General features: G+C 44.8%; 17 protein-coding genes. 4 read left to right on the top strand and 13 right to left on the bottom strand.

Annotation, left to right across the window (positions count from 1 at the left end):
- The first annotated feature begins 142 nt into the window (after nucleotides 1-142).
- Together htpG and N288_RS11060 are read left to right on the top strand one after the other, a co-directional pair.
- Nucleotides 143-2,014: a molecular chaperone HtpG gene (gene htpG, locus N288_RS11065; protein ID WP_009793900.1), complete on the top strand. Its 1,872-nt coding sequence runs from the start codon at nucleotides 143-145 to the stop codon at nucleotides 2,012-2,014.
- 151 nt (nucleotides 2,015-2,165) lie between these two features.
- A complete protein-coding gene (locus N288_RS11060) occupies nucleotides 2,166-3,053 on the top strand; it encodes a vanadium-dependent haloperoxidase (RefSeq protein ID WP_009793901.1) in 888 nt (295 codons plus the stop codon).
- Between the two features lie 68 nt (nucleotides 3,054-3,121).
- On the opposite strand, the gene ade is transcribed toward N288_RS11060, so the two are convergent.
- Both ade and N288_RS11050 read right to left on the bottom strand, forming a co-directional pair.
- Nucleotides 3,122-4,882 (bottom strand): adenine deaminase, encoded by a 1,761-nt coding sequence (ade, locus tag N288_RS11055; RefSeq protein WP_009793902.1) that lies wholly within the window; start codon nucleotides 4,880-4,882, stop codon nucleotides 3,122-3,124.
- 33 nt (nucleotides 4,883-4,915) lie between these two features.
- Nucleotides 4,916-5,368 (bottom strand): nucleoside deaminase, encoded by a 453-nt coding sequence (locus N288_RS11050; RefSeq protein ID WP_035402596.1) that lies wholly within the window; start codon nucleotides 5,366-5,368, stop codon nucleotides 4,916-4,918.
- Between the two features lie 241 nt (nucleotides 5,369-5,609).
- Here N288_RS11050 and N288_RS11040 point away from each other — a divergent pair, with 241 nt between their 5' ends.
- Entirely contained in the window at nucleotides 5,610-5,987 is a 378-nt protein-coding gene (locus tag N288_RS11040) for an rRNA methyltransferase (RefSeq protein ID WP_232217716.1), read from the top strand.
- 538 nt (nucleotides 5,988-6,525) lie between these two features.
- Here the strand turns inward: N288_RS11040 and N288_RS11035 are convergent.
- From N288_RS11035 to N288_RS10985, 11 genes are all read right to left on the bottom strand, one after another.
- Nucleotides 6,526-7,002 (bottom strand): staygreen family protein, encoded by a 477-nt coding sequence (locus N288_RS11035; protein ID WP_009793908.1) that lies wholly within the window; start codon nucleotides 7,000-7,002, stop codon nucleotides 6,526-6,528.
- 77 nt (nucleotides 7,003-7,079) lie between these two features.
- A complete protein-coding gene (locus N288_RS11030) occupies nucleotides 7,080-7,850 on the bottom strand; it encodes a hypothetical protein (protein ID WP_009793909.1) in 771 nt (256 codons plus the stop codon).
- A 267-nt stretch (nucleotides 7,851-8,117) separates the two neighbouring features.
- Nucleotides 8,118-9,563, bottom strand: coding sequence for an alanine/glycine:cation symporter family protein (locus tag N288_RS11025; RefSeq protein WP_009793910.1), 1,446 nt, complete (start codon nucleotides 9,561-9,563; stop codon nucleotides 8,118-8,120).
- A 242-nt stretch (nucleotides 9,564-9,805) separates the two neighbouring features.
- On the bottom strand, nucleotides 9,806-12,247 hold the full coding sequence (gene parC / locus N288_RS11020; protein ID WP_022543835.1) for a DNA topoisomerase IV subunit A: 2,442 nt from the start codon (nucleotides 12,245-12,247) through the stop codon (nucleotides 9,806-9,808).
- A complete protein-coding gene (gene parE, locus N288_RS11015; RefSeq protein ID WP_022543834.1) occupies nucleotides 12,244-14,223 on the bottom strand; it encodes a DNA topoisomerase IV subunit B in 1,980 nt (659 codons plus the stop codon). Before parE ends, parC begins: the two co-directional genes overlap by 4 nt.
- A 349-nt stretch (nucleotides 14,224-14,572) precedes the next feature.
- Nucleotides 14,573-14,986 carry a CoA-binding protein gene (locus N288_RS11010; RefSeq protein WP_009796317.1) on the bottom strand — a complete coding sequence of 138 codons (414 nt, stop codon included), beginning with the start codon at nucleotides 14,984-14,986 and terminating at the stop codon, nucleotides 14,573-14,575.
- Nucleotides 14,987-15,181: 195 nt separating this feature from the next.
- A complete protein-coding gene (locus N288_RS11005) occupies nucleotides 15,182-16,045 on the bottom strand; it encodes a GNAT family N-acetyltransferase (RefSeq protein ID WP_022543833.1) in 864 nt (287 codons plus the stop codon).
- A gap of 108 nt (nucleotides 16,046-16,153) precedes the next feature.
- Nucleotides 16,154-17,455, bottom strand: a complete 1,302-nt coding sequence (locus N288_RS11000; RefSeq protein ID WP_009790939.1) for a purine/pyrimidine permease — start codon at nucleotides 17,453-17,455, stop codon at nucleotides 16,154-16,156.
- A gap of 96 nt (nucleotides 17,456-17,551) precedes the next feature.
- Complete coding sequence (locus N288_RS10995; RefSeq protein WP_009790938.1) at nucleotides 17,552-19,270, bottom strand: glycosyl hydrolase family 18 protein; 1,719 nt, start codon at nucleotides 19,268-19,270, stop codon at nucleotides 17,552-17,554.
- Between the two features lie 214 nt (nucleotides 19,271-19,484).
- A complete protein-coding gene (locus tag N288_RS10990) occupies nucleotides 19,485-20,921 on the bottom strand; it encodes a phospholipase D family protein (protein ID WP_022543832.1) in 1,437 nt (478 codons plus the stop codon).
- A gap of 134 nt (nucleotides 20,922-21,055) precedes the next feature.
- Complete coding sequence (locus N288_RS10985; RefSeq protein WP_009790936.1) at nucleotides 21,056-21,376, bottom strand: DUF3243 domain-containing protein; 321 nt, start codon at nucleotides 21,374-21,376, stop codon at nucleotides 21,056-21,058.
- A 198-nt stretch (nucleotides 21,377-21,574) separates the two neighbouring features.
- Here N288_RS10985 and N288_RS10980 point away from each other — a divergent pair, with 198 nt between their 5' ends.
- A complete protein-coding gene (locus N288_RS10980; protein ID WP_022543831.1) occupies nucleotides 21,575-22,054 on the top strand; it encodes a DinB family protein in 480 nt (159 codons plus the stop codon).
- Nucleotides 22,055-22,067 lie beyond the last annotated feature (13 nt).

Here is a 22,067-nt window from a genome sequence, read left to right as displayed (position 1 = left end):
AATACCTCTTGAAATCAAGAGAAATGCACAGTTATCCAAGGGATAGTTGACAGAGCAAAAGGTTATATGATATTAAAAAATTAGCACTCAGCTTCAAAGAGTGCTAATGTAACTTCAACATATTCAGGGAGGGAGAAATAAAATGGTAAAGCAGCAATTCAAAGCAGAATCAAAAAGACTGCTGGAGATGATGATCCATTCCATCTATTCCAAAAAAGAAGTATTTTTAAGAGAGCTGATCTCAAACAGCAGCGATGCCATTGACAAGCTGTATTACAAAGCACTGACAGATGATTCAATCAGCTTCAACAAAGAAAACTATTACATAAAAATTACCCCTGACAAAGAAAGCCGCACTCTTGTCATTAAAGATACCGGGATCGGGATGACAAAGGAAGAACTTGAGGATAACCTGGGCGTTATCGCCAAGAGCGGCTCATTGAATTTCAAAACCAATACTGAGCTAAAAGACGGCTATGATATCATCGGCCAATTCGGGGTCGGCTTTTATGCAGCCTTCATGGCTGCAGACTCCGTTACTGTCATCAGCAGGGCCCATGGGAGCACAGAAGCATACAAATGGGAGTCAGAGGGAGCAGAAGGCTTCTCAATCGAGCCTGCCGTCAAGGAAGAAACAGGAACAGAGATCATCTTGAAAATTAAAGAAAATACAGAAGAAGAGAATTATGATGAATTTCTTGAAGCGTATTCACTAAAGAGCATCGTCAAAAAGTATTCCGATTTTATCCGCTATCCTATCCTGATGGATGTGCCAGGCAGGCGGCCTAAGGAAGGCTCAGATGGTGAATTTGAGGATTACACGGAAGAACAGACCATCAACAGTATGGTGCCGATCTGGAGAAAAAATAAAAGTGAGCTGACGGAAGAAGACTATGAAAAGTTTTATGCAGAAAAGCATTTTGGTTTTGATAAGCCGCTGAAGTCCATTCATATCAATGTTGACGGTACCATCCGCTATCATGCGGTGCTCTTTATTCCAGAGAAAATTCCGTTCGATTATTATTCCAAAGAATACGAAAAGGGGCTTGAGCTGTATTCAAATGGCGTTCTGATTATGAACAAGTGTGCCGAGCTGCTTCCTGATTATTTCAGCTTTGTGAAAGGAATTGTTGATTCAGAGGATCTGTCCCTGAATATCTCGCGCGAAATCCTCCAGCAGGACCGCCAGCTGAAGCTTATTGCAAAGAATCTCGGGAAAAAGATTAAAAGCGAACTGCAGTCTATGCTGAAGAATGATCGGGAGAAATACGAAGCATTTTACGAGTCTTTCAGCAGGCAGCTGAAATACGGGGTATACAGCGATTTCGGCAGCAACAAGGATATGCTCCAGGATCTGCTGATGTTCCATTCTTCAAAAGAAAACAAGCTAGTCACACTGGATGAATATATTTCTAGAATGCCTGAGGACCAGAAGTATATTTATTATGCTGCCGGAGAATCCATCAGCCGGATTGAAAAGCTCCCGCAGACAGAGCTTGTCGCCGACAAAGGTTATGAAATATTGTACTTTACCGAAGATATCGATGAATTTGCCATCAAGATGCTGTTGAACTACAAAGAGAAGGAATTCAAGTCTGTATCCAGCTCAGATTTGGGGATTGAAGCTGAGGAAAATGATAAAAGCGAAGAAAAAGCCTATCAGGAAATGTTCACAAGCATGAAGGATCTGCTGGCAGGGAAGGTAAAGGAAGTCCGTGCTTCCAGGAGACTGAAAAGCCATCCTGTCTGCCTGGCAGCAGAAGGGGATCTGACCATTGAAATGGAAAAGATTCTGAACAGCATGCCTGACAGCCAAAATGTACAAGCTGAGAAAATTCTGGAAATCAATCCCAATCATGAGGTTTTTGCTTCACTGCAGAATGCGTTTGCAAATGACAAAGAGAAGCTGGCACTATACACCAATCTATTATACAACCAGGCTTTGCTGATTGAAGGATTGCCGATCAGCGATCCTGTGGAGTTTACGAATGATATATGCAAGGTTATGAATTGACCTTTGATCCTGCATAATAATGAGAAAGACGAACTTTCATAGACCATGAGAGTTCGTCTTTTTTGTTATTTTTTCTGAATTCTGCTATTACGCCTATCCACAAAGCAAACCGATTTCATAAGCTGTTACATCAGGCAAGGAGGTGAAAATAATGAAAGAAAATTATTTGCGATGGTCTGAGCATCCTTATGCCGGAGAAAGAAAACCGCCATCAGAAGGTGTTACGCCATATGCCGGTTCCTGGCCGCTGATCTTTTTAAAAAGGGACAGTGACGGCCATTTTCTTGATCCCAATTACAAAAAAATCGTTTTACCAATTAAAGATCCTCACTATATCGATTTTCATCGTGAATTAAAAATCGTTCAGCGGACATTGAACAACCTGACACCTCAGCAAAAGAAGATCGGCATTTATTATGGTACAGGTGTTCCGACAAAGCAATGGACACCAGTCATTGACAAGCTGATCGATACGTATGGTGTCGGTCCCACCCAAGCGGCAAGGATTCTTGCTGTTGTTCAAGGTGCTATAAATGACAGTATGGTGGTTACCTGGCATTTAAAATACCTTTGGGATGCAGCAAGGCCCAATCAGTATGACCAGACACTTGAAACATTGCTGTGCACCCCGAGGTTCCCTGCCTATCCTTCAGGGCATGCAGTCATGTCAGGCTGTGCAGAAGTCATGCTGACCTATTTTTTCCCTAAAGAAGCAGGAAAGATTAAAAGGATCTCAAAAGAAGACGCCATTAGCCGGCTATATGCAGGAGTCCACTTCCCTTCGGATAATGATGAAGGGCTGAGGCTTGGAAGACATATTGGAAAAGTGATTGTCAGCCACCTGAAACGCCAGTCAGACGAGCGGGGGCAAATTCTGGATTCATCTGACAGCAAGTACCGGAACGCAAACATCCTTTCAGAGGATTACCAGCAGGCTATCCCGTTTGACTTTAATGAAAGATGCCTGTCGCTTACAAGGGATGCTGATGTTGGAGTTAAAAAGAATACTGAAGCTGCTAAACCATACTTGAAATTTTAAAAACTAATTACACCCGACCAAAAGCTGGATTTTAGTCCAGCTTTTCATTTTGAAAATCATTTACCGCATTAAAAAGTCAATCCCGGCTTGTGGTTTGCTTCAATTGGAATAAAAGCAGATTGAGAAACACTGAATAATCCGGAGGCAGTTAATTTAATTTCCGGGATAACAGGAAGAGCCAGGAAGGATAATGCCAAAAAAGGGTTAACATCTTTATTTGCACCTAGATGTTTCAGGGCGTTATTGACGTCTGCCAGCATAGACGCTGCTTCTTCATAAGACTGATCGGACATAAGTCCCGAAACAGGCAGCTTCAGCGAGGCAAGCATTTCGCCTTCCTTAATGACAGCAAGGCCGCCCTGCATATCCTCCACAGCCCTTAGAGCAGCTAACATATCTTTATCATTTGTGCCTGCAATGATGAGGTTGTGTGAATCATGGGCTACCGTAGAGGCAATCGCTCCGGATTGAAGGCCGAGCCCTTTAACAATTCCCAATCCGATATGCCCAGCTGCACGGTGGCGTTCAATGACGGCCAGATTCAAAAGATCCCTTGATGTGGAGGGAAGAAAGCTGTTTTGGCTGTCCAGATCAATTTCCTCAATTATATGCCTGGTAACCAGGCTTCCAGGGAGAATCTCTATGACGTTGGCTTTATTTCCTGTCATTCTGATTTTTAAATCTTCCTGGCGGGTAATGCTTATTTTAACCGTATTTTTGAGCATAGCAGCAGGAGGCACGCCTCTAAAACAGCCTTTTGGCAAAAGTTTACCAGCGGAAACGACTTCAACGCCTTCTTTAAATACCCGCTCAATGATCAGCTCTTCAAGCGATTCAAGGAAAACCATATCAGCTTTATACCCAGGGGCCAGCGCTCCCTGATCCTTCAAACCAAAACACTCTGCTGCATTCAGGGTCGCCATTTGAATGGCAGTTATAGGAGGGAGGCCTGACTTCACTGCCAGCCTGATATGGTGGTCAATGCTTCCTTCCTCAAGCAGGTCATCCAAATGCTTGTCATCTGTGACAAACAGACATCTGCGGCTGTTCTGCTGATGGACTGCAGGCAGCAGTTTCTCAAGATCCTTTGCTGCAGTTCCTTCGCGGATCATCAAATACATCCCTTTACGCAATCTTTCCTTTGCTTCTTCAGCGGTTATTGCTTCATGATCGGTGCGGATGCCCGCAGCACTATACACATTTAACCCGGATGCGCCTAAGCCTGCAGCATGGCCATCGATTTTTTTCCCGGCAGATTCTGCTGCAATGATTTTCACGATCATGTCAGTATGTGCATTCAATACAGCAGGGTAGTTCATGACTTCTCCAAGCCCAAGAACTCTGGGATGGCTAAAGAATGGCTTTAGATCAAGAGAATCCAGCCTTGCACCGGCATATTCAAAATCAGCAGCAGGAACTGAGGAAGGCAGCATAAAATAAAAATCAAAAGGCAGTCCTTCAGAAGCATCCAGCATGTACTGCAGACCGGAAATGCCTGATACATTCGCAATTTCATGCGGATCTGCCACAGCAGCAGTCACACCATGAGTCAGCAGCACCCTGGCAAATTCCCCGGGGGTCAGAAGGGAGGATTCAATATGGACATGGCCGTCAATGAATCCAGGAGAAATATAGCTTCCTTTTGCATCGAAAATCTTATGGCCCTCATACTCGCCAATGCCCGCGATATACCCGTCTGCAATGGCAATATCCCCATAAATGACCTCACCGTTAAAAACATCTATGATCTTTCCATTTTTAATGACCAAATCAGCAGGCTCTCTGCCGGCAGCCACTGCAATCCGGCGTATCAATCGTTCTTTTATCATTTTTATCCTCCTAAAAAGGAAGTACTTTATATCTCAATAATCAATCTTAGAAAAAGACTTCTCCCACAATTTAAACGGCATTAAAGCTTCATCCATTTTAACCTGCCGCATTTCTATGCTGCGCTGTTCAAGCGGGAGGGAGAGCTGCTCATAAATAAACTGATCATCAAATCCTGCAGCGGCTGCATCTTCTTTTGTACAGGCAAAATATACTGCTTTTGGGCGAGCCCAGTAGATAGCGCCAAAGCACATTGGGCATGGCTCACAGCTGGTATAGATTTCACAGCCGCTCAGCTGGAAATCCTGAAGATGCAGGCAGGCAGCACGGATCGCCTGTATTTCTGCATGTGCTGTAGGATCATTAAGCGAAGTGACCCGGTTTGTGCCTGTGCCGATCACCGTGCCATCCTTCACAACAACCGCTCCAAAAGGACCTCCCAGATGGGCAGCAGCATTCTCCAAAGCAGCCTCTACTGCATTTTCCATAAAATAAAGGTTCGTCAACAGGATCACTCCAATTTAAGGTATTTTATATATTATTGGAGTGATAGGGATAAAAAAGCATTCGGTTTGGGAGGAAATCTGACAGGAAATTTATATAAAGGGCTTAAAAAATGGAAGAAAGATGACAAAGTGAACAATTTTACTGACATAGAACATATGTTCTTTTCGCTAAAAACAGCACATGCTATAATGATTGATATAGAGTTTCTTATCAGGAAGGTGAATGAACATGTGGAAAAAGGTTGACGGAAAACTGATTCAAAGAACAGATGAATCAAGGGTAAAGTTTAGGACTAATATCAGCAAAGCGTTGATTGAAAACCTGAATGAACTGGCTTATGAACATGATACCCATGTGAATTATTTACTCGAAACAGGACTCAAAAAAGTCCTTGAGCAGGATTATATTGATTTCAATAAGAAAAATCGGCCTAAAGACAGAATCCAGTACAAAACTACATATGACAGCAGCCTGATTGAACAGGTAAAAACCTTCGCCAAGAAACATGATGTTTTTATCAATGATGTGATTGAGTACAGCGCAGGATACATTGATATAAAGTCAGCAAAAGACAGCGGTTATAAGCACAGGATAGAGTAGGCAGCTTAAGCTGTCCTGTTTTTTAAAACTACGCCCCGAACATAATATATATTATAGGAAGTCATATAAACGAACGAATATCAGGTCTCAATAGTTAAGTATACTTAAGATAGTGAGACGAAATAGAAATTTTACAGGAAATTGACTCTAAATGTGTTTTTGACCAAATTGCAGTGATTAATATTTTTTTAAATCTCTTGCTTATTAATTTATGAATTTCGAATTCACTCTGATTTCATCTAATATATTATTCAATCTCAATCTTTCTGCTGCTGGCTTCCAGCATACTTACAATCTCACAGGTCGGCATCTGGATGCTTACAGCAGCTTTTATTGATATGTTATATATTTATTCCTCATTATTGGTTTCTCTTGATTTATGAACTTATTTAGCTGGTTCTTTTTAAAGCAACGCCTCTTCTCGGAAAACTCAATTAGTTTACATAATATTTTTATATTCCACTCAATCCCATGCTCTGCCTCCGTATATGCAAAACAAGCCCCGGTCAATGCCTGGAGCTTGTTCCCATGTCATTTTTCAGATAACCGGCTGCTGTAAACTATTTAAATACTGCCTTGGCGTTCCATAGTAAATGATCTTGCTGAACTGCGGAAATACGGACTCAAACTGCACATAAATTGGTGAATCCAGCAGCCATGGATAGCTTGTGAAAAAGCTCCTGTCTCCGTAAATGATTGCTTTCAGCGCTAAATCCATTTCCCGCTGGAATATCATATACCGCATCTTCGAAGTTTTTTCGTCAAACTCTCCCCCGCTCACATATACTGCTGCCTTAAGAACATATTGCCCCATCTGCGGCAGCCACTCAGCCAGAACTTCATCCCTGAATTTTTTATTTACGCTGCTGTAATCATAAACGCAACCGATGCTAAGAAACAGTTCACCAGTCTCATCTGAATGTGTAAGTGTATATTTCCTAGCATCGACAGGCTTCTGCTCTGTTGCCGGAGCCAGATACCTGACACTTAGTTTCTGAGGATTAAATTGACTCATAGCAAGCTGCTCTCCCTTCGGAAAGAAGTTATTCTTGCTATAACATATGAAGTTAGTCTCACAAGGGTGACAAAAGCCTATCTCTTTTTATGCCCCCTGCCTGTCTCATACAGCTTGGTTTCAAGCAATTTCCAGCTGCCATTTTCATATATCCATGAGGATTCAGCAAATGCTATCGAATCAGCGTGATACGCCCCGCTGATTTGCTGCACACCCTTTAAGCCATGCTTACCATTATCAAGCATGATTGGGATAAGTGTCCCAAAAGGATCGACCATCAGTTCTGCCGGCTCATTCAATTTGCCGTTATGGTAGAGTCCCAGGCGTTCATAGTCGTCTTTTCTCTCTGTTAAATCAAAAGTATAAGATTGGCCTGTCGCAGGAATGGTAATTGAGGCTTTATAGCCATCCTTGAATTCACTCTCGATAGCCAAAGGTTCAGGAACAGTCAAATCCTCGAGCTTGAAGTCTTTTAACGTATACAAATAGTAGTTGGAGAGCCCGCCGCTGCCCCCAGTAGGAACTGTTGCGAACAGATCCTTTACTCCATCATGGTTCAAATCGCTGAACTTTACAGAAGGTTCATATCCGCCTTCTAAATCAATCCGGTATGTCTGGCCATTTGAAGCCTCAATGATCACATAGACTTCCTTTAAAAAAGCAGCCCCTTCTTCATATGGAATTCCTTTTATATAAATAGTATCTTTTTCTCCATCCCCGGTTATATCTTCCTTCTTCTTCTCGACCGTTTCTGCCTTGTCAGCCTGTTCAACTGCATAAGCACCTGTTATAGCTGAAACTGACATGAAGAAAAATGCAGCGAATGCGAACAATAGTTCCCTTCTCATAAAAACCGCCCTTTCCGAACAATTTTATTCGTATTATGTCCAGATTTGGGAAATCTATGTACCCGTTCAAAGACGATTTTTTTATGCTTTTTAATTGAGGCTGTTGATCTGTACTCCAGACACTTCGCTTCCATATGGCGTCGCTATTTACCCTAACGGATTTGATTCAGCTTTATCAAACGTAGAGGCAAAGATTATTCCTCAATACGGCAAAATCCTTCTCTGCCTATAAAAAAATGGCCTCCCTGCTCAGGGAAGCCATTTTCATTAGTTCAGTTTTTTCTTCTTTAAAGCCTGCTCTTTCGTTTCCCAGTATTCTATGTTCTTTAATCCCGGGATGCTGTCAGAATAGAAGACAGGATCTTTTCCTTCCCTGCGCTGAGTTTTGTAGTCCTTCAGTGCAGCAAATGCTATTTTGCCAAGCATGGTGATGGCAATCAGGTTGATGATGGCCATGATGCCCATGAACAGGTCGGCAAGTCCCCATACAACTTCAAGATCGACTGCTGCACCGAAAATGACCATTCCGATCACTGCCAGGCGGTAGACAAAGAGAGCAGTCTTGCTTTCTTTAATGAATTCAATATTCGTTTCACCATAATAATAGTTGCCGATAACAGAGCTGAATGCGAACAATAGGATCGCGATTGCCACAAAATAGCTTGCCCATGAGCCTATATGCGTTGCCAGGGCTGATTGTGTAAGCTCAATCCCAGTCAGGTTCGTTCCTGTATAATCGCCTGACAAAAGGATGATAAAAGCAGTTGCTGAACAAATCAGGATTGTATCCACGAATACCCCAAGAGTCTGGATAAGACCCTGTTTTGCCGGATGGGTAACAGCGGCTGTGGCAGCAGCATTCGGCGCGCTCCCCATACCCGCTTCATTGGAGAAGAGCCCCCGCTTGATGCCCATCATGACGGCAGCACCCATGGCACCCCCGGCTGCTTCCCTGAAGCCGAATGCACTTTCAATGATCAAACCGAACATAGCCGGTATTTCAGTAACATTCATCATCAGGATCACAATCGCAAGAATCAGGTAGAGTACAGCCATGACCGGTACAAGCACTTGTGATACATGGGCAATCCGTTTGACCCCTCCAAAGATGATGACAGCCGTAAACACTGCCAGCACGATGCCGATCCACAATCTGCTGATCCCGAAGGACTGATTAAATGCAAGCGAGATGGTATTGGACTGAACAGAGTTGAATACCAGTCCAAAACAGAAGGTGATGATAACCGCGAACAATATACCCATCCAGCGCTTGTTTAAGCCTTTTTCCATATAGTAGGCCGGACCTCCGCGGAATCCGTCTTTATCTTTTACTTTATAAATCTGGGCAAGCGTGCTCTCTACAAAGCTGGAAGCCGCTCCAAGAAAGGCGATAAGCCACATCCAGAATACCGCACCCGGGCCTCCCCCTGCAATGGCTGTAGCGACGCCGGCCATATTGCCCGTGCCAATGCGTGAAGCAGCACTTATGCTGAAAGCCTGGAATGAAGAGATTCCCCTCTTGCCTTCTGCAGAAACCATCGACTTATCGCCGAGAATCCTGAACATTTCCTTGAAGTATCTCAGCTGCACAAATTTAGTCTTGAAGCTGAAATACAATCCCAGCAGAATCAAACCTGCTATCAAAATATATGTCCATACAAAATCATTTACCAGGCCAACATATTCCTGGAACTCGTTCACAAAAGTCTCCATTCGTTTCCCCCTTGGCTGTCTGTCAGAAAATTGTTATCTTAAAATAGTAACTCCCTTAAATCTATCAGAAGTTTTGCTGGCGGACAAGATGAAAATGCTTTCATGTCCTTGCTGACAGAATAATTTATGTAAACGTAATATCTATACCCTTATAGTAAAATAACAAAACAGGTCTTCTTACCTGCTTTTATCTTTTTTCTAAGCAAAAAGCCCCTGTCTGTTTAACAGGGGCTTTTCATCAATCATCCGTTAGTATCAGCTGCTTCTTGCCACATCTTTTTCGCTTTTCCGCTGTCAGATTCGTCAAGAATGAATGATCCGTTCGAATAGCGGTCATTAAAGCGGAGGTCAGAGGCTGACACTTGCTCGATAACGCCTTTTTCTGATTCAATAAAAATCTTGTCATGATTTTTTGCCAGCACCATTCCGACAACTCTGTGAGGGTTTGCTTTTAGTTCCCGCAGCATCACTAGTCCTCGTTTGGCACGGGAAGTTCTTTCAAACTCAGCAAGCTTCATCTTTTTGATGGCACCGCGCTGGGTTGCAATGACAACAGCTTCCTCTTTGACATTGCTGACAAGCTTTCCGCTTACCACATAATCGCCGTCCTTCAGATTGATTCCCTTCACACCGGCGGCACGCGCCCCTACGACGCTGACTTCCTCTTCAGGGAACCAAAGTGCATATCCCATAGAAGTTGCAAGCATTAGATCCTGCTTGCCGTCAGTAAGGAAAACATCAGTCACGACATCATCATTTTTGAGATTAACGGCTACAAGCGGCTTTGAATATCGCTGTGCTTTATAATTTTTCAGCTCCGATTTCTTCACCATGCCATTCTTCGTGATAAACATCAAATAGGCTTCGGCCTCAAAATCTTTAACCGGAATAGCCCCGATGATGGATTCAGTCCGGTCAATCGGCACCAGATTGGCAACATGCTGCCCAAGATCTTTCCAGCGTATATCCGGAAGTTCATGGACAGGCAGATACATATAGCTTCCTTTGTCCGTAAAGACAAGAAGGACATCTGTAGTGTTCATATCAAGTTTTGACATAAGCCTGTCAGAATCCTTCATGCCGAAATCCTGTCCGTTTGATGCGGCAAAGGATCGCTGGCTTGTCCTTTTGACATAGCCTTCGTTTGTAACGGTAACGATGACATCTTCACTTGCGATAAGCACTTCGAGATTGATTTTAATCTCTTCGATTTCAGCTTCGATTACAGAACGCCGCGCGTCCGCAAATCTTTTCTTCACATCTTTGAGATCCTTTTTAATCACGCTCAGAAGCTTTTTCTCGCTCTGAAGGATGCTAAGCAGCTCTGCTACCTTTTGGGCAAGCTCTTCCGCTTCCGCCCGCAGTGCAGTAATGTCTGTATTCGTCAACCGGTACAGCTGAAGGGATACAATCGCTTCAGCCTGAGGCTCTGTGAAACCGAACTGGCTGATCAGGTTATCCTTTGCATCGCGTTTATCCTTTGAAGCACGGATAGCGGCGATGACTTCATCAAGAATCGACAGTGCCTTCATAAGGCCTTCCACGATATGCTGGCGGTCCTGTGCCTTTTTCAGCTCGTACTGGGACCTCCGCGTAACCACTTCTTTCTGATGCCCGATATAAGCATCAAGCATTTCCCGCAGCCCGAGCAGCTTTGGATGGCGGTTTGAAATCGCGACCATATTGAAGTTGTATGGAATTTGAAGATCCGTATTTTTATAAAGATAGTTTAAGACACCTGCAGCGTCTGCATCCTTCTTAAGCTCAATAACGATCCTCAAGCCTGTCCGGTCGGTTTCATCCCTTACTTCGCTGATGCCTTCCACTTTCCTGTCCATTTTAAGCTCATCAATCTTCTTGACCAGATTTGCTTTGTTAACTTCGAACGGAATTTCTGTGATGACTATCTGCTGCCTGCCGCCGCGGATGTCTTCAACCTCTGATTTGCCGCGGATGATGATTTTGCCTTTCCCGGTCTCATAGGCCTTCTTGATGCCTTCAGCACCCTGGATGGTTCCCCCGGTCGGGAAATCAGGCCCTTTGATAACCTCCATAAGCTCATCAACTGTACAATCCGGTTTGTCCATGCGCATGATGACGCCGTCAATAATTTCCCCTAGATGATGCGGGGGGATTTCCGTTGCATAACCAGCTGAAATTCCGGTCGATCCATTGACCAGCAGGTTCGGGAACATGGCTGGAAGTACAGTCGGTTCACTGGAAGTATCATCAAAGTTGGGGATGAAGTCGACTGTATGCTTTTCAATATCCCGCAGAAGCTCTGATGAAATTGCCGACAGCCTTGCTTCTGTATAACGCATGGCTGCTGGAGGGTCTCCGTCGATGCTTCCGTTATTCCCATGCATTTCAACAAGGAAATTTCTTACCTTCCAGTCCTGGCTCATCCGCACCATAGCATCGTATACTGAAGAATCTCCGTGCGGATGGTAGTTGCCGATCACATTCCCTACCGTTTTGGCAGATTTCCGGAACCCTTTTTCATTTGTATTGCCTTCTACATGCATCGCATACAGGATGCGCCGCTGTACCGGCTTCAGCCCGTCCCTGACATCCGGGAGGGCCCTGTCCTGGATAATATATTTACTATAACGCCCAAATCGGTCGCCGAGAACATCCTCGAGGGGTAGATCCCGGAATTTTTCCGCTGAACTCGCTGAACTCATAGATCAGCCGCCTCCTCTGCAACCGAGATATTTTCATTTTCAAGAATGCTGCCGTCTTCTTCAAGGCCAAAGGCAACATTTGTTTCAATCCATTTTCTTCTCGGCTCGACCTTATCTCCCATCAAGGTCGTAACCCTTCTTTCCGCTCTTGCAGCATCATCGATCCTGACCCTGATCAGCGTCCTTGATTCCGGATCCATGGTCGTTTCCCACAGCTGGTCGGCATTCATTTCGCCAAGACCTTTGTAGCGCTGGATCATATAGCCTTTGCCGATTTTTTTCATGGCACCCTGCAGCTCATCGTCGCTCCAGGCATACTCGATCTTTTCTTTTTTTCCGATCCCTTTGCTCACTTTGTACAGCGGAGGCAGGGCAATGAACACCTTGCCTGCTTCGATGAGAGGCTTCATATACCGATAGAAGAATGTAAGCAGCAGCACTTGAATATGCGCGCCGTCTGTATCGGCATCAGTCATGATTACAACTTTCTCATAGTTGACATCTTCCACATTGAAATCCGCCCCCACCCCTGCACCGATGGCATGGATGATCGTGTTGATTTCCTCGTTCTTAAAAATGTCCTGAAGCTTAGCTTTTTCAGTATTGATGACTTTACCCCTGAGCGGCAGGACCGCCTGGAAGCGTCTGTCCCGGCCTTGCTTTGCTGAACCGCCGGCAGAGTCTCCCTCTACAAGGTACAATTCATTCTTCTGGGGATTGCGGGATTGCGCCGGCGTCAGCTTTCCGGAAAGGACCGCTTCCGAGCGCTTCCTTTTCTTGCCGCCGCGCGCTTCTTCTCTTGCCTTGCGCGCCGCTTCTCTTGCCTGATAGGCTTTGATGGCTTTTTTTATAAGCAGAGAGCTGATATTAGGGTTCTCTTCAAGGAAATAGGACAGATGCTCACTCACGACAGCATCAACGGCAGAACGGGCTTCACTGGTGCCCAGTTTCCCTTTTGTCTGTCCTTCAAACTGAAGGAGCTCTTCCGGAACCCTTACAGAAATGATTGCAGAAAAGCCTTCCCTGATATCAGAGCCGTCAAGATTTTTATCTTTTTCCTTCAGCAGTCCAACTTTGCGTGCGTACTCATTGAAGACCCTGGTCATTGCTGTTTTGCTTCCTGCTTCGTGTGTTCCGCCGTCTTTTGTACGGACATTATTGACAAAGGAAAGGACATTCTCAGAATATCCGTCATTAAATTGGAAAGCAAAATCGACTTCGATCTGATTATGCTCTCCTTCAAAGCTGACAACAGGATGCAGAACGTCTTTTTCCTCGTTCAGATATTCAACAAAAGCTTCGATGCCTGTTTCGAAATGGAACAGGTCACGGGCATCGTGCCTTTCATCAATCAGTTCAATTTTCATGCCTTTCATCAGGAATGCGGACTCCCGGAGGCGTTCACAAAGAGTCTCGTAGTTATAGACAGTTGTCGAAAAAATCGCTGGATCAGGCTTAAAATGGATCACTGTTCCCGACTGATTCGTTTTTCCGACCTTCTCGAGCGTAGTCGCGGGCTTGCCGCCATTTTCGAACCGCTGCTCATATACGAACCCATTCCTGCGGATTTTGACGACGAGCCATTCTGAGAGCGCGTTCACGACTGAGGCGCCGACGCCGTGGAGCCCGCCGCTCGTCTTATATCCTCCCTGGCCGAACTTGCCTCCTGCATGGAGCACAGTCAAAATGATTTCAGGTGTAGGTTTGCCGAGCTTATGCATACCTGTTGGCATGCCCCGGCCTTTATCCTGCACGCTGATGGAGTTATCTTTATGTATTTTGACGATAATGTGGTCTCCATAGCCTGCAAGTGCTTCATCCACTGAGTTATCTACTATTTCATATACGAGATGGTGCAAACCTCTCGCATCGGTGCTTCCAATGTACATCCCAGGGCGTTTTCTAACTGCTTCCAGCCCTTCTAGTACCTGTATGGCATCATCATTATAATCAAATGCCTGCTGATTTGTTGCCACAAACATACCCCTTTCATTGCTGCACACAACCGTCTTGCCTTTGTATCTATGTTGTCGAACATCACTATAAGTATTCGCCTTTTCACATGATAATCCTTGTCCCCGGCACAGAAATACCGGTATAAGAACAAGTGTTCTATGTTTAAGTTTACCATATTTTCAAAAGACGTCTATGCTTAATTGTATCTATTTATTTGGTTTTGGCAAATGAGTTCTGGATTTTTTTAGATTAAGAATTGATGACACAGATGCTGCCAAAGAGCAGACGAATCCTTTCGAGCCTACTTTCCCCGCAAATGAAAGCACACTAATAGCAGATGTATTAGTGTGCTTTAGGTTCCAATTTTCGTCATTTTGTCATAGCATGCTCTACTTTGATACAGCGATCCATAATGACTGTGTAGCCTTTGTCCTTCAAAAAGTCATAGGCTTCCTGATTAGCAACACCCAGCTGGGCCCAAAAAACATCCGCATCTATTTCATCAAATTCCCTTGCAAGATCAGGCAGATATTCTGAACGCCTGAAAATATTTACGATATCGATATGCCCCTCTATTTCATTCAGTGAACCGACAGCCTTTTCACCAAGGATTTCTTCTTCGCCCGGATTGACCGGAATGATGGTATACCCTGCATCCTGCATTGCTTTCGACACCATATAAGAAGTCCTGTCCGGATTCCCGCTCAGGCCGACAACAGCCACCTTCTTCGCTTTTTTAAGTATTTTGCCGATTTCTTCCCGGCTCGGATTTTCAATTGCCATTCTTTTCACCACTCCTTATTATTTCATATTCCTTTTATGTTCGCCAGTATTCCTATAACCTGAAGGGATGAGTCCGAAACCTGTCAGGTCTTTACGAAGTGAAAATGCAGGATATGCTTCCGGCTTTGTTTCATCAAGGATTTGTTGCTTTTTATAAATATGTGTTGAGCAAGAGTTACTCAGTAATGAGCTGAATCAACACTGCCTTTTATAAAACAGAAGGGTGTTTGTTTCTTTAAAGCCCATTTTCTTATAGAGTGAAATTGCCTTTTCGTTGGCGCTGTCGACGCACAATTTTATCCTTTCAATCCCGCTTTCCCTCAGCTTCTTTGCTGCCATAAGAATAAGCCTTGCTCCAGTGCCTTTTTTTCTCTCAACAAGGGAAACGCCCATAAATTCAATGCTCGCAGCCTTTTCTTCTGAGTCCAGTTCCGCGTATAGATAGCCTGACAATCCGCTGTTCTTAGCTAGGGCAAAAATAAGATGTTCATCATCGATTTTTTCAAGCACCTCGCTGCCGGAATAATAGGTGGCTGGAAACAGTGAATCATGAAGAAGGGTAAAATCGGCAAAGAACTCCTTCGGCAAAAAAGATGCCGGTTCTCCGTCCACTGCATCTTCGAGAGTAAGCTCCATGAACATCTGAGATGAAGCAAGTTTGAAGCCTTTCTTCTCAGCAAACAATCTGCATCGTTCATTTTTCCGGCCAATAAAGAGATGCCATTGGTTCAGCCTGTTCCCAAAATATTCTTCCGCTAATGACATCAGATATGCAGCAGAGTCCTCCCAGCTGTGAGGCTCTGCAAATGGACCCCATAATTCTCCGACACCTCTTTCCAAATCGGCATCCACCCCGAGGAAACCAGTGATTTCTGAGGAATCCTCTCTATGGATAAAGCAGGCGGAATCTGCATCCTTAAAAATGTCTGACAGATCTTCTGCAATATCCTGCGCCTCTGTACCCAGATAGCCAATAAATGAATCCTGGCGGCTGTTTTTTGCTGCCGCATAGTCAGCAAGTTCAAGTATGTCTTCTTTCGTTAGCATCGTTTTCTGCATTGTATCAATTCCTTATGTATATTTGCTATAATTTTAACATTATTCAAAAAATAAAGTCCATGATATTATATTAATGGCAGGTGCCCAAGAGCACCTGCCACCGGGCTTTTAGCGGCTTTCCCCAGACTGCCCGCCGTAAACCCTTTTTGTAAGCTGATCGGCTGCTATGGCTATAACAGAACCGAATATTAATCCATTATTCAAGAATGAAGTAATAAGCGGGGAAACCCCTTTAAAAGCCTCAGGCGGCACAAACATAGCACCCACACCTGCAAGGAGCGCAATGCCCGCCACAAGCCGGACCCGGCCGGTTTCCGTTTCTTTGTCCAGCTCTCCGAATGCAATGCCTGCCATATTGGCAAACACTACAAAAGTGACTGAATAGCCTACAGGAGCCGGGAGTGATGCAAAGAAAGACATCAGGGCAGGAAAAAAGCTTGCTGCCGTGATGATTGCCGCCCCAATCATGAATGGGAGGAGCTTAGTAATTTTTGTCGTAGCAATGAACCCGGCTGAGCCTGAGATCGGCACAGGTCCGATTGCTGAGAAAACACCGCCAAGCAGCTGGTTGACCCCTGACACAAAGCCTGAAGCCTTGAACCGAGGAGAAGGGGTTATTGCTCCTTCTTTCTTCAGCACCTCGTCAGCGACGCGGATGCTTGCAATCATATTGGTAAGCAAAAGAAGTGTCACAAAGACGGCAGTCACGGTCATTCCCGCATCAAACTTCGGCGGGCCGAAAGCGAACAGTTCCGGCATGGAGACCACACTGCCTCCCGATAACGACACTTCCTTTGACAGTCCGAATAGAGAAAACAGCAGCCAGCCGCCAACAAGGCTGATCAGAATGGAATATTGACTGACCACCCTGATTCTGTGTTTGGACAAGTAAAACGCAGCGATGACGAGCGCCAGACAGAAAAAGAATACAGGCAGGTCGACGCCTTCCCTGCGATACCCGATTCCGAGCATGCCATTAAAAAAGGACCCGCTGAGCTGCAGGATCAGCAGCAGCAGATAGACTCCTGATACAACCGGTGTAAACAGCAGCGCAAGCCGATCGATGAGTTTAAAGATGCTAAGGAGGATGAAGACAGCGCCTGAGACAAGCATCGCTCCCTCCAATGCCTGCAGAGTTTCACCTGCTGAAGAAAACAATGAGGCGCTTAGCCCTGCGTATATGGCAAACACTCCCCACCAGAGTCCTGCTGGCCCTTCGTTTATAGGCAGCCTGTGCCCGAAGAACCCCTGAAGGAGGCTTGATATCCCCAGTACAAAAATAGTGCGCTGGACGAGGCCCGCTGCCTCGGCTGGATTCAATCCGAATAGATCGGCAATGGCTATAGGTGCGACGATCGTCCCGGCAACCATGAATAGCATCCATTGCAGCGCTGAAAAACCAACTTTCATGAAAAAGACTCCAATCGTAAATAAAATTAAAAAGGAAATGGCCCTGTTTCGGCCATTTCCTATTATAAAGTATATAATGCTGTTTTTGGAGACTTCTTACTTTTTTGCAGCCTGGCCCGTACCAGGTGAAAGGGCCAGCCATGCTGACTGATCCGCAAAATACCTGGACCAGCTGCCGACTCCGGCCAGTCCATGGCGATCTGCTATCTCAGCTCTTTTCCTCAAGGACATTTCATCCTCAAGCCAGATTTTATAGGTTGCCTTATCTTTGACGGAATAATATTCTGCATAGTTTTGCCCTGATGCTTCATCATATACCGGTACGGCTCCCGTTTCAGTAAGCCACTCTTTCACTTGCTCCATAGACAGTGCCTCCGAGGAGATGCCCCCTTCATCTTTTTCCTCCCACAGCCTGGCATAGAGTGGAACGCCCAGTATAAGCTTTTCTTTCGGCACCACTTCAAGCAATGCCTGAAGATTGCTTTCCACCCAAGGAAGGCTTGCAACACTTCCGGCAACCGGAGAAGTAGCCCAGTGCTCATCGTACGCCATTACCGCCAAATAATCGACTATCCCTGCCAGCTTATCTCTTTCGTAGAAGGCTGACCAGTTTCCGCTTGAAGAGATGAAGGTGATATCCATTGAAACCGTCAGTCCTGCCTGATGAAAATAAGGCGTCGCTTCCCGGACAAACTGGGTCACCAGCGGTCCATCTTCCTGGTTTACATTTTCAATATCAAGATTGATGCCGTCCAGCTTATAAATTTGGCTGTAGTGCAGAAGCGAGCGGATGATTTTTTGCCTTGTTTCAAAATCCTTGAATGTCTGATGGGTCAATTCCGCGTCAAAAGCATTGGAAAACAGGCCCCAGACCTGATAGCCGCGGCCATGAGCCCATTTCACATAATCTCCTGAGCCCAGATTTTTTACAGATCCATCCTCACCTGCAAGCTCGAACCACGTGGGGGAAACAACATTGACGCCTGGCATAGAGGGAAGGGCAGCATGATCGGGATTTTCCGAATAAACCGCTTCCCATGTCAGATGGATCGGGCCGTCGATTTTCTTCAATTCAGGTTTGTATTCCTCTACTTTTACAGACACTTCTGTTTGTTCACCTTTTATAACATACTCTTTTTTTATATATCCTGCTCTTCCGTCACTTTTTCTTGCAAAATAGTATTCTCCTTTTGTCTCTTCAATATACAGCTCCTCATTCGCCTCGGCATCAGCTGTATACGGTGATTGAAGATCAGGTTCTGTCCTTAACCGCAGCCTTTCCTTGCTGATGTCCTGATCTCGGATGATTGCCTTCTGCACCGTCTCGCCGTCCTTTTGTATCCAAATTGCACCTGTGTCCTCGAGCACTGTATAAGCAAGAGGATAATAACGCCTGATTTCTTCGATTGAAATATACAGGCCGCCTGACTTATTCATTGCTGCAGGCAGCTGCAGTTCGACCGGCTTGCTGTTTACATAATAAGACAAGGCATCCGTCGGCATTTGGACGACTTTATTTTTGGTAGTCAGGATAATAGATTGAGAGCGCTCATCAAATACGATGGAATCATCCAGCTTTTCCTGGAGTAATGACAGCGGCAGATAGACATTTCCGTTATCAGTCCAGGCATTTCCATCCTGTTTTCCTTCGAAAATGATCGGGTTCTCCCCTGAGAAATAATCTTCTTTAACTGGTGATGCAAAGGGGTAAAGCCAAAATATGATGCCGGAAATAACAGCCAGCAGCACGAGAACAACTCTTGCAGCGAGGCTCCTTTTCTTTGCCGGCTTTCTATTAAGTTGAATATTGGCCATAAAATAAATTCCTCCCGGATACTATCGTAACGAATCTATGCAGCAAAGGGAAGGACGAATCTGCTAAAATATCCTGCCTGTTTTTTCTTGCAGCACTCTTTAATATTAACGATTGGAAAAGGCAAAAAGTTTCAAAGCATTTTGCTAATGGCACAGTAAAAAACCTTCCAGGCTAAGCGTGCCGGAAGGTTTTTTGAGGGAACTGGCTATTTTTCTAATAAGTGGTAAAACCAAGCATCTTTTGAAGGCTGTAAACGATATATCTGAACACAGGAAGCTCTTCCTGGGTAGCATAGTCGAGCGTATAGATGCCATCTTCATTCTCCCATATCCTTTTGAAATAGGCATCAGCATCCTTCATGACAGGCGTGTCATTGGGGGCTGCTATCTTCATATCTGTTTCGAGATTCAAATCATCCAGATTCCTTTTTGTAAAATTGGCTGAACCGCCAATCAACACACTGTCAGTTTTCTTTTGGATGAACATCAGCTTCGGATGGTACTGCTCCTCATCTGTATTGTACCAGCGGATGGAGATATTTTCTTTACCGAGTTTTTCAAGCTCAGAAGCAACCGGAATATTCGGAAGACCTGTCTTTTCCGAGCCAAATGCATTCTGATTCGGGTCGAATACGAGATTGATCTGCACTCCGCGGTCTGCCGCTTCCTCCAGGCCTCCAATAACATCCCGGTCGGCAAGATAGAACATGCCAAGCCATATGATATCTCCTTTCCGGCTTTCATCTATTTCTTGAAGGATATGTTTGAGAATCTTCCCTTCTGTCAAGACCTGAAGGCTGACAGGTCCGTCTTCCTTTGCATCCTGCTGCTGGTACTTTGGCAGCTGAATATCATAGCCGGAATAATCAATGACAGCCTGTTCTGTTTGAAGTAAGTCCCCTATGAAGCTGCCGCTTCCTTCAAAAGCAATATTTGAATGATAGCCGCTTGCATCATGGGGGTTTCCCGAGGAAACGATGGCAGTCTTCTCGGACACGAAGACTTTGCGGTGATTAGCCTTGATGTTCAGCAGATCAAGATATGACCGCGCTGTTACATCAGGTGCAGTATTGGCAAGCGGATTGGGCAGCCAGCCTTTGCCGTCCTGTCCAAACCACTGCAAAAACATCCGCCAGAAACCTGAATAGAGCGGGTTGGAATCGCGCAGCGGCTCTAACTTCGTCATAACCACCTCTATGCCGTTCTTTTTCAGCTCCTCCAGCTCAGGTGCTCTATGGGACCCATATGTAGTATTGATTTTATCTGTAATGACGATTATTGGCATTTCGGGATTTTGCTTCTTCTTCATGATCAGTCTGTCGGTTATATTCTGGCTCAGCGGAGGAAACTTTTCCTCTTTGTCGTAATAGCCGCTGTACAGGAACATATCCATAACGATATATTCCTCTGCTTCTTCAATAGCCTCCTGCATCCTTTCAAAAATCTCCTGTTCATGCTGCCTCTTTCCTTTCTTGTCTTCGTATGATAAATCCGTCAGCAGCTGCAAATCATCAACCTGATGGACTTTCCCTTCATAAGACAACCCTTCAGGCAGTTTTTTATTTGTATGGTAAATGACTGTAACGCTGTATATGATCAAAAGCAGCACCACAGCCGGAACCCATATTTTTTTCTCTTTTAGCGGCCCCATATCCGTTCCTCCCATTTTATCTGCCAAGCGGCTGAATGCCTATATAATAACCGTTTTTCCATAAATAGAAACCAAGCGGCCATCCATAAAAAAAGAGCAAAGCATGGATTGCTTTGCTCCTGTTTATTTTATAATTAGCCTACCAGCTTAACCAGCAGATGGGAAAGGGCATGCTGCTCTTCTTCGTTGCCGGACTTCCACAGCTCCTGAAGCAGCTTTTCCTCCCTGTTGCGAGGCTCTTCCTTCTTCGCCAGGTAGTCGCCTACCTTTTGCGCAGCATTTGCCAGCTGCTCTTCATTCAGCCCCATTTTCTTGCCGAGTGAGACCTTGCCGCCTAAATAATCCTTGAAGCCTTCAAAGCTTGATAGAATTTCGTCTTTTTTCTCAGAGCCCATGTTTTCCAGTTTGTTTTCTACTTTGCTGTTTGTTTCTGCTGAACCGTTAGTATGTTCCATTAATCATCTCTCCTTTAAATTATAGTAATTGTTGCTTCTGTTCTATAGATACCCGATTTGGTCTATGCGAAACACAGAAAAGCATATTGAAAGATTCTTGAAATATATTGTGATAGAAGCGTATATTTATTGATAGAAGACCGGCGGTACAAAAAACTCTTAAGGCTGCTGCCCGAAAAAGAAAATAGGAGGCGGGATATGGAACATCTCATTTTCAAACATATGGAGACGGTGAAGCTAATTACAGAAAGTTCGCTCAAGCGCATACCGGAAAATGCAGCTGATTTTATTCCAGAAGGCTTCAATAACAGCATCCGCTGGAACTTCGGCCATATCGTCTATATTCAGGAAAAAATTGCATTCTTACTGCTTAACGAAAAATCAGGACTGCCGGCTTCTTATGAAGAGCTTTTTAGCGCGGGAACCAGCCCCCGTTCTTGGGAGCAGGAGCCTCCGAGCCTGAAGGAGATTGCCGATGCCTTAGCAGACCAAAAGGAAAGAATTCTTCAATTTATGCCTGGCCGTCTGGAAGAAATACTGCCAGAACCTTTTACTAATAAGGCCGGCATCACGTTCCATACAGCAGGGGAAGCCTTTCTCTTCAGCTTTTACCATGAAGCTCTCCATATGGAAGCAATTAAAAAGATTTACCAGATCTATAGGAAAGAACAAGTCTGAGAACTCTCTGTCA

Source organism: Bacillus infantis NRRL B-14911, from assembly GCF_000473245.1.
Taxonomy (GTDB): Bacteria; Bacillota; Bacilli; order Bacillales; family Cytobacillaceae; genus Bacillus_AB; species Bacillus_AB infantis.
The sequence above is the reverse complement of the archived record's forward strand: the minus strand, read 5'-3'. Positions and strand labels throughout refer to the sequence as shown.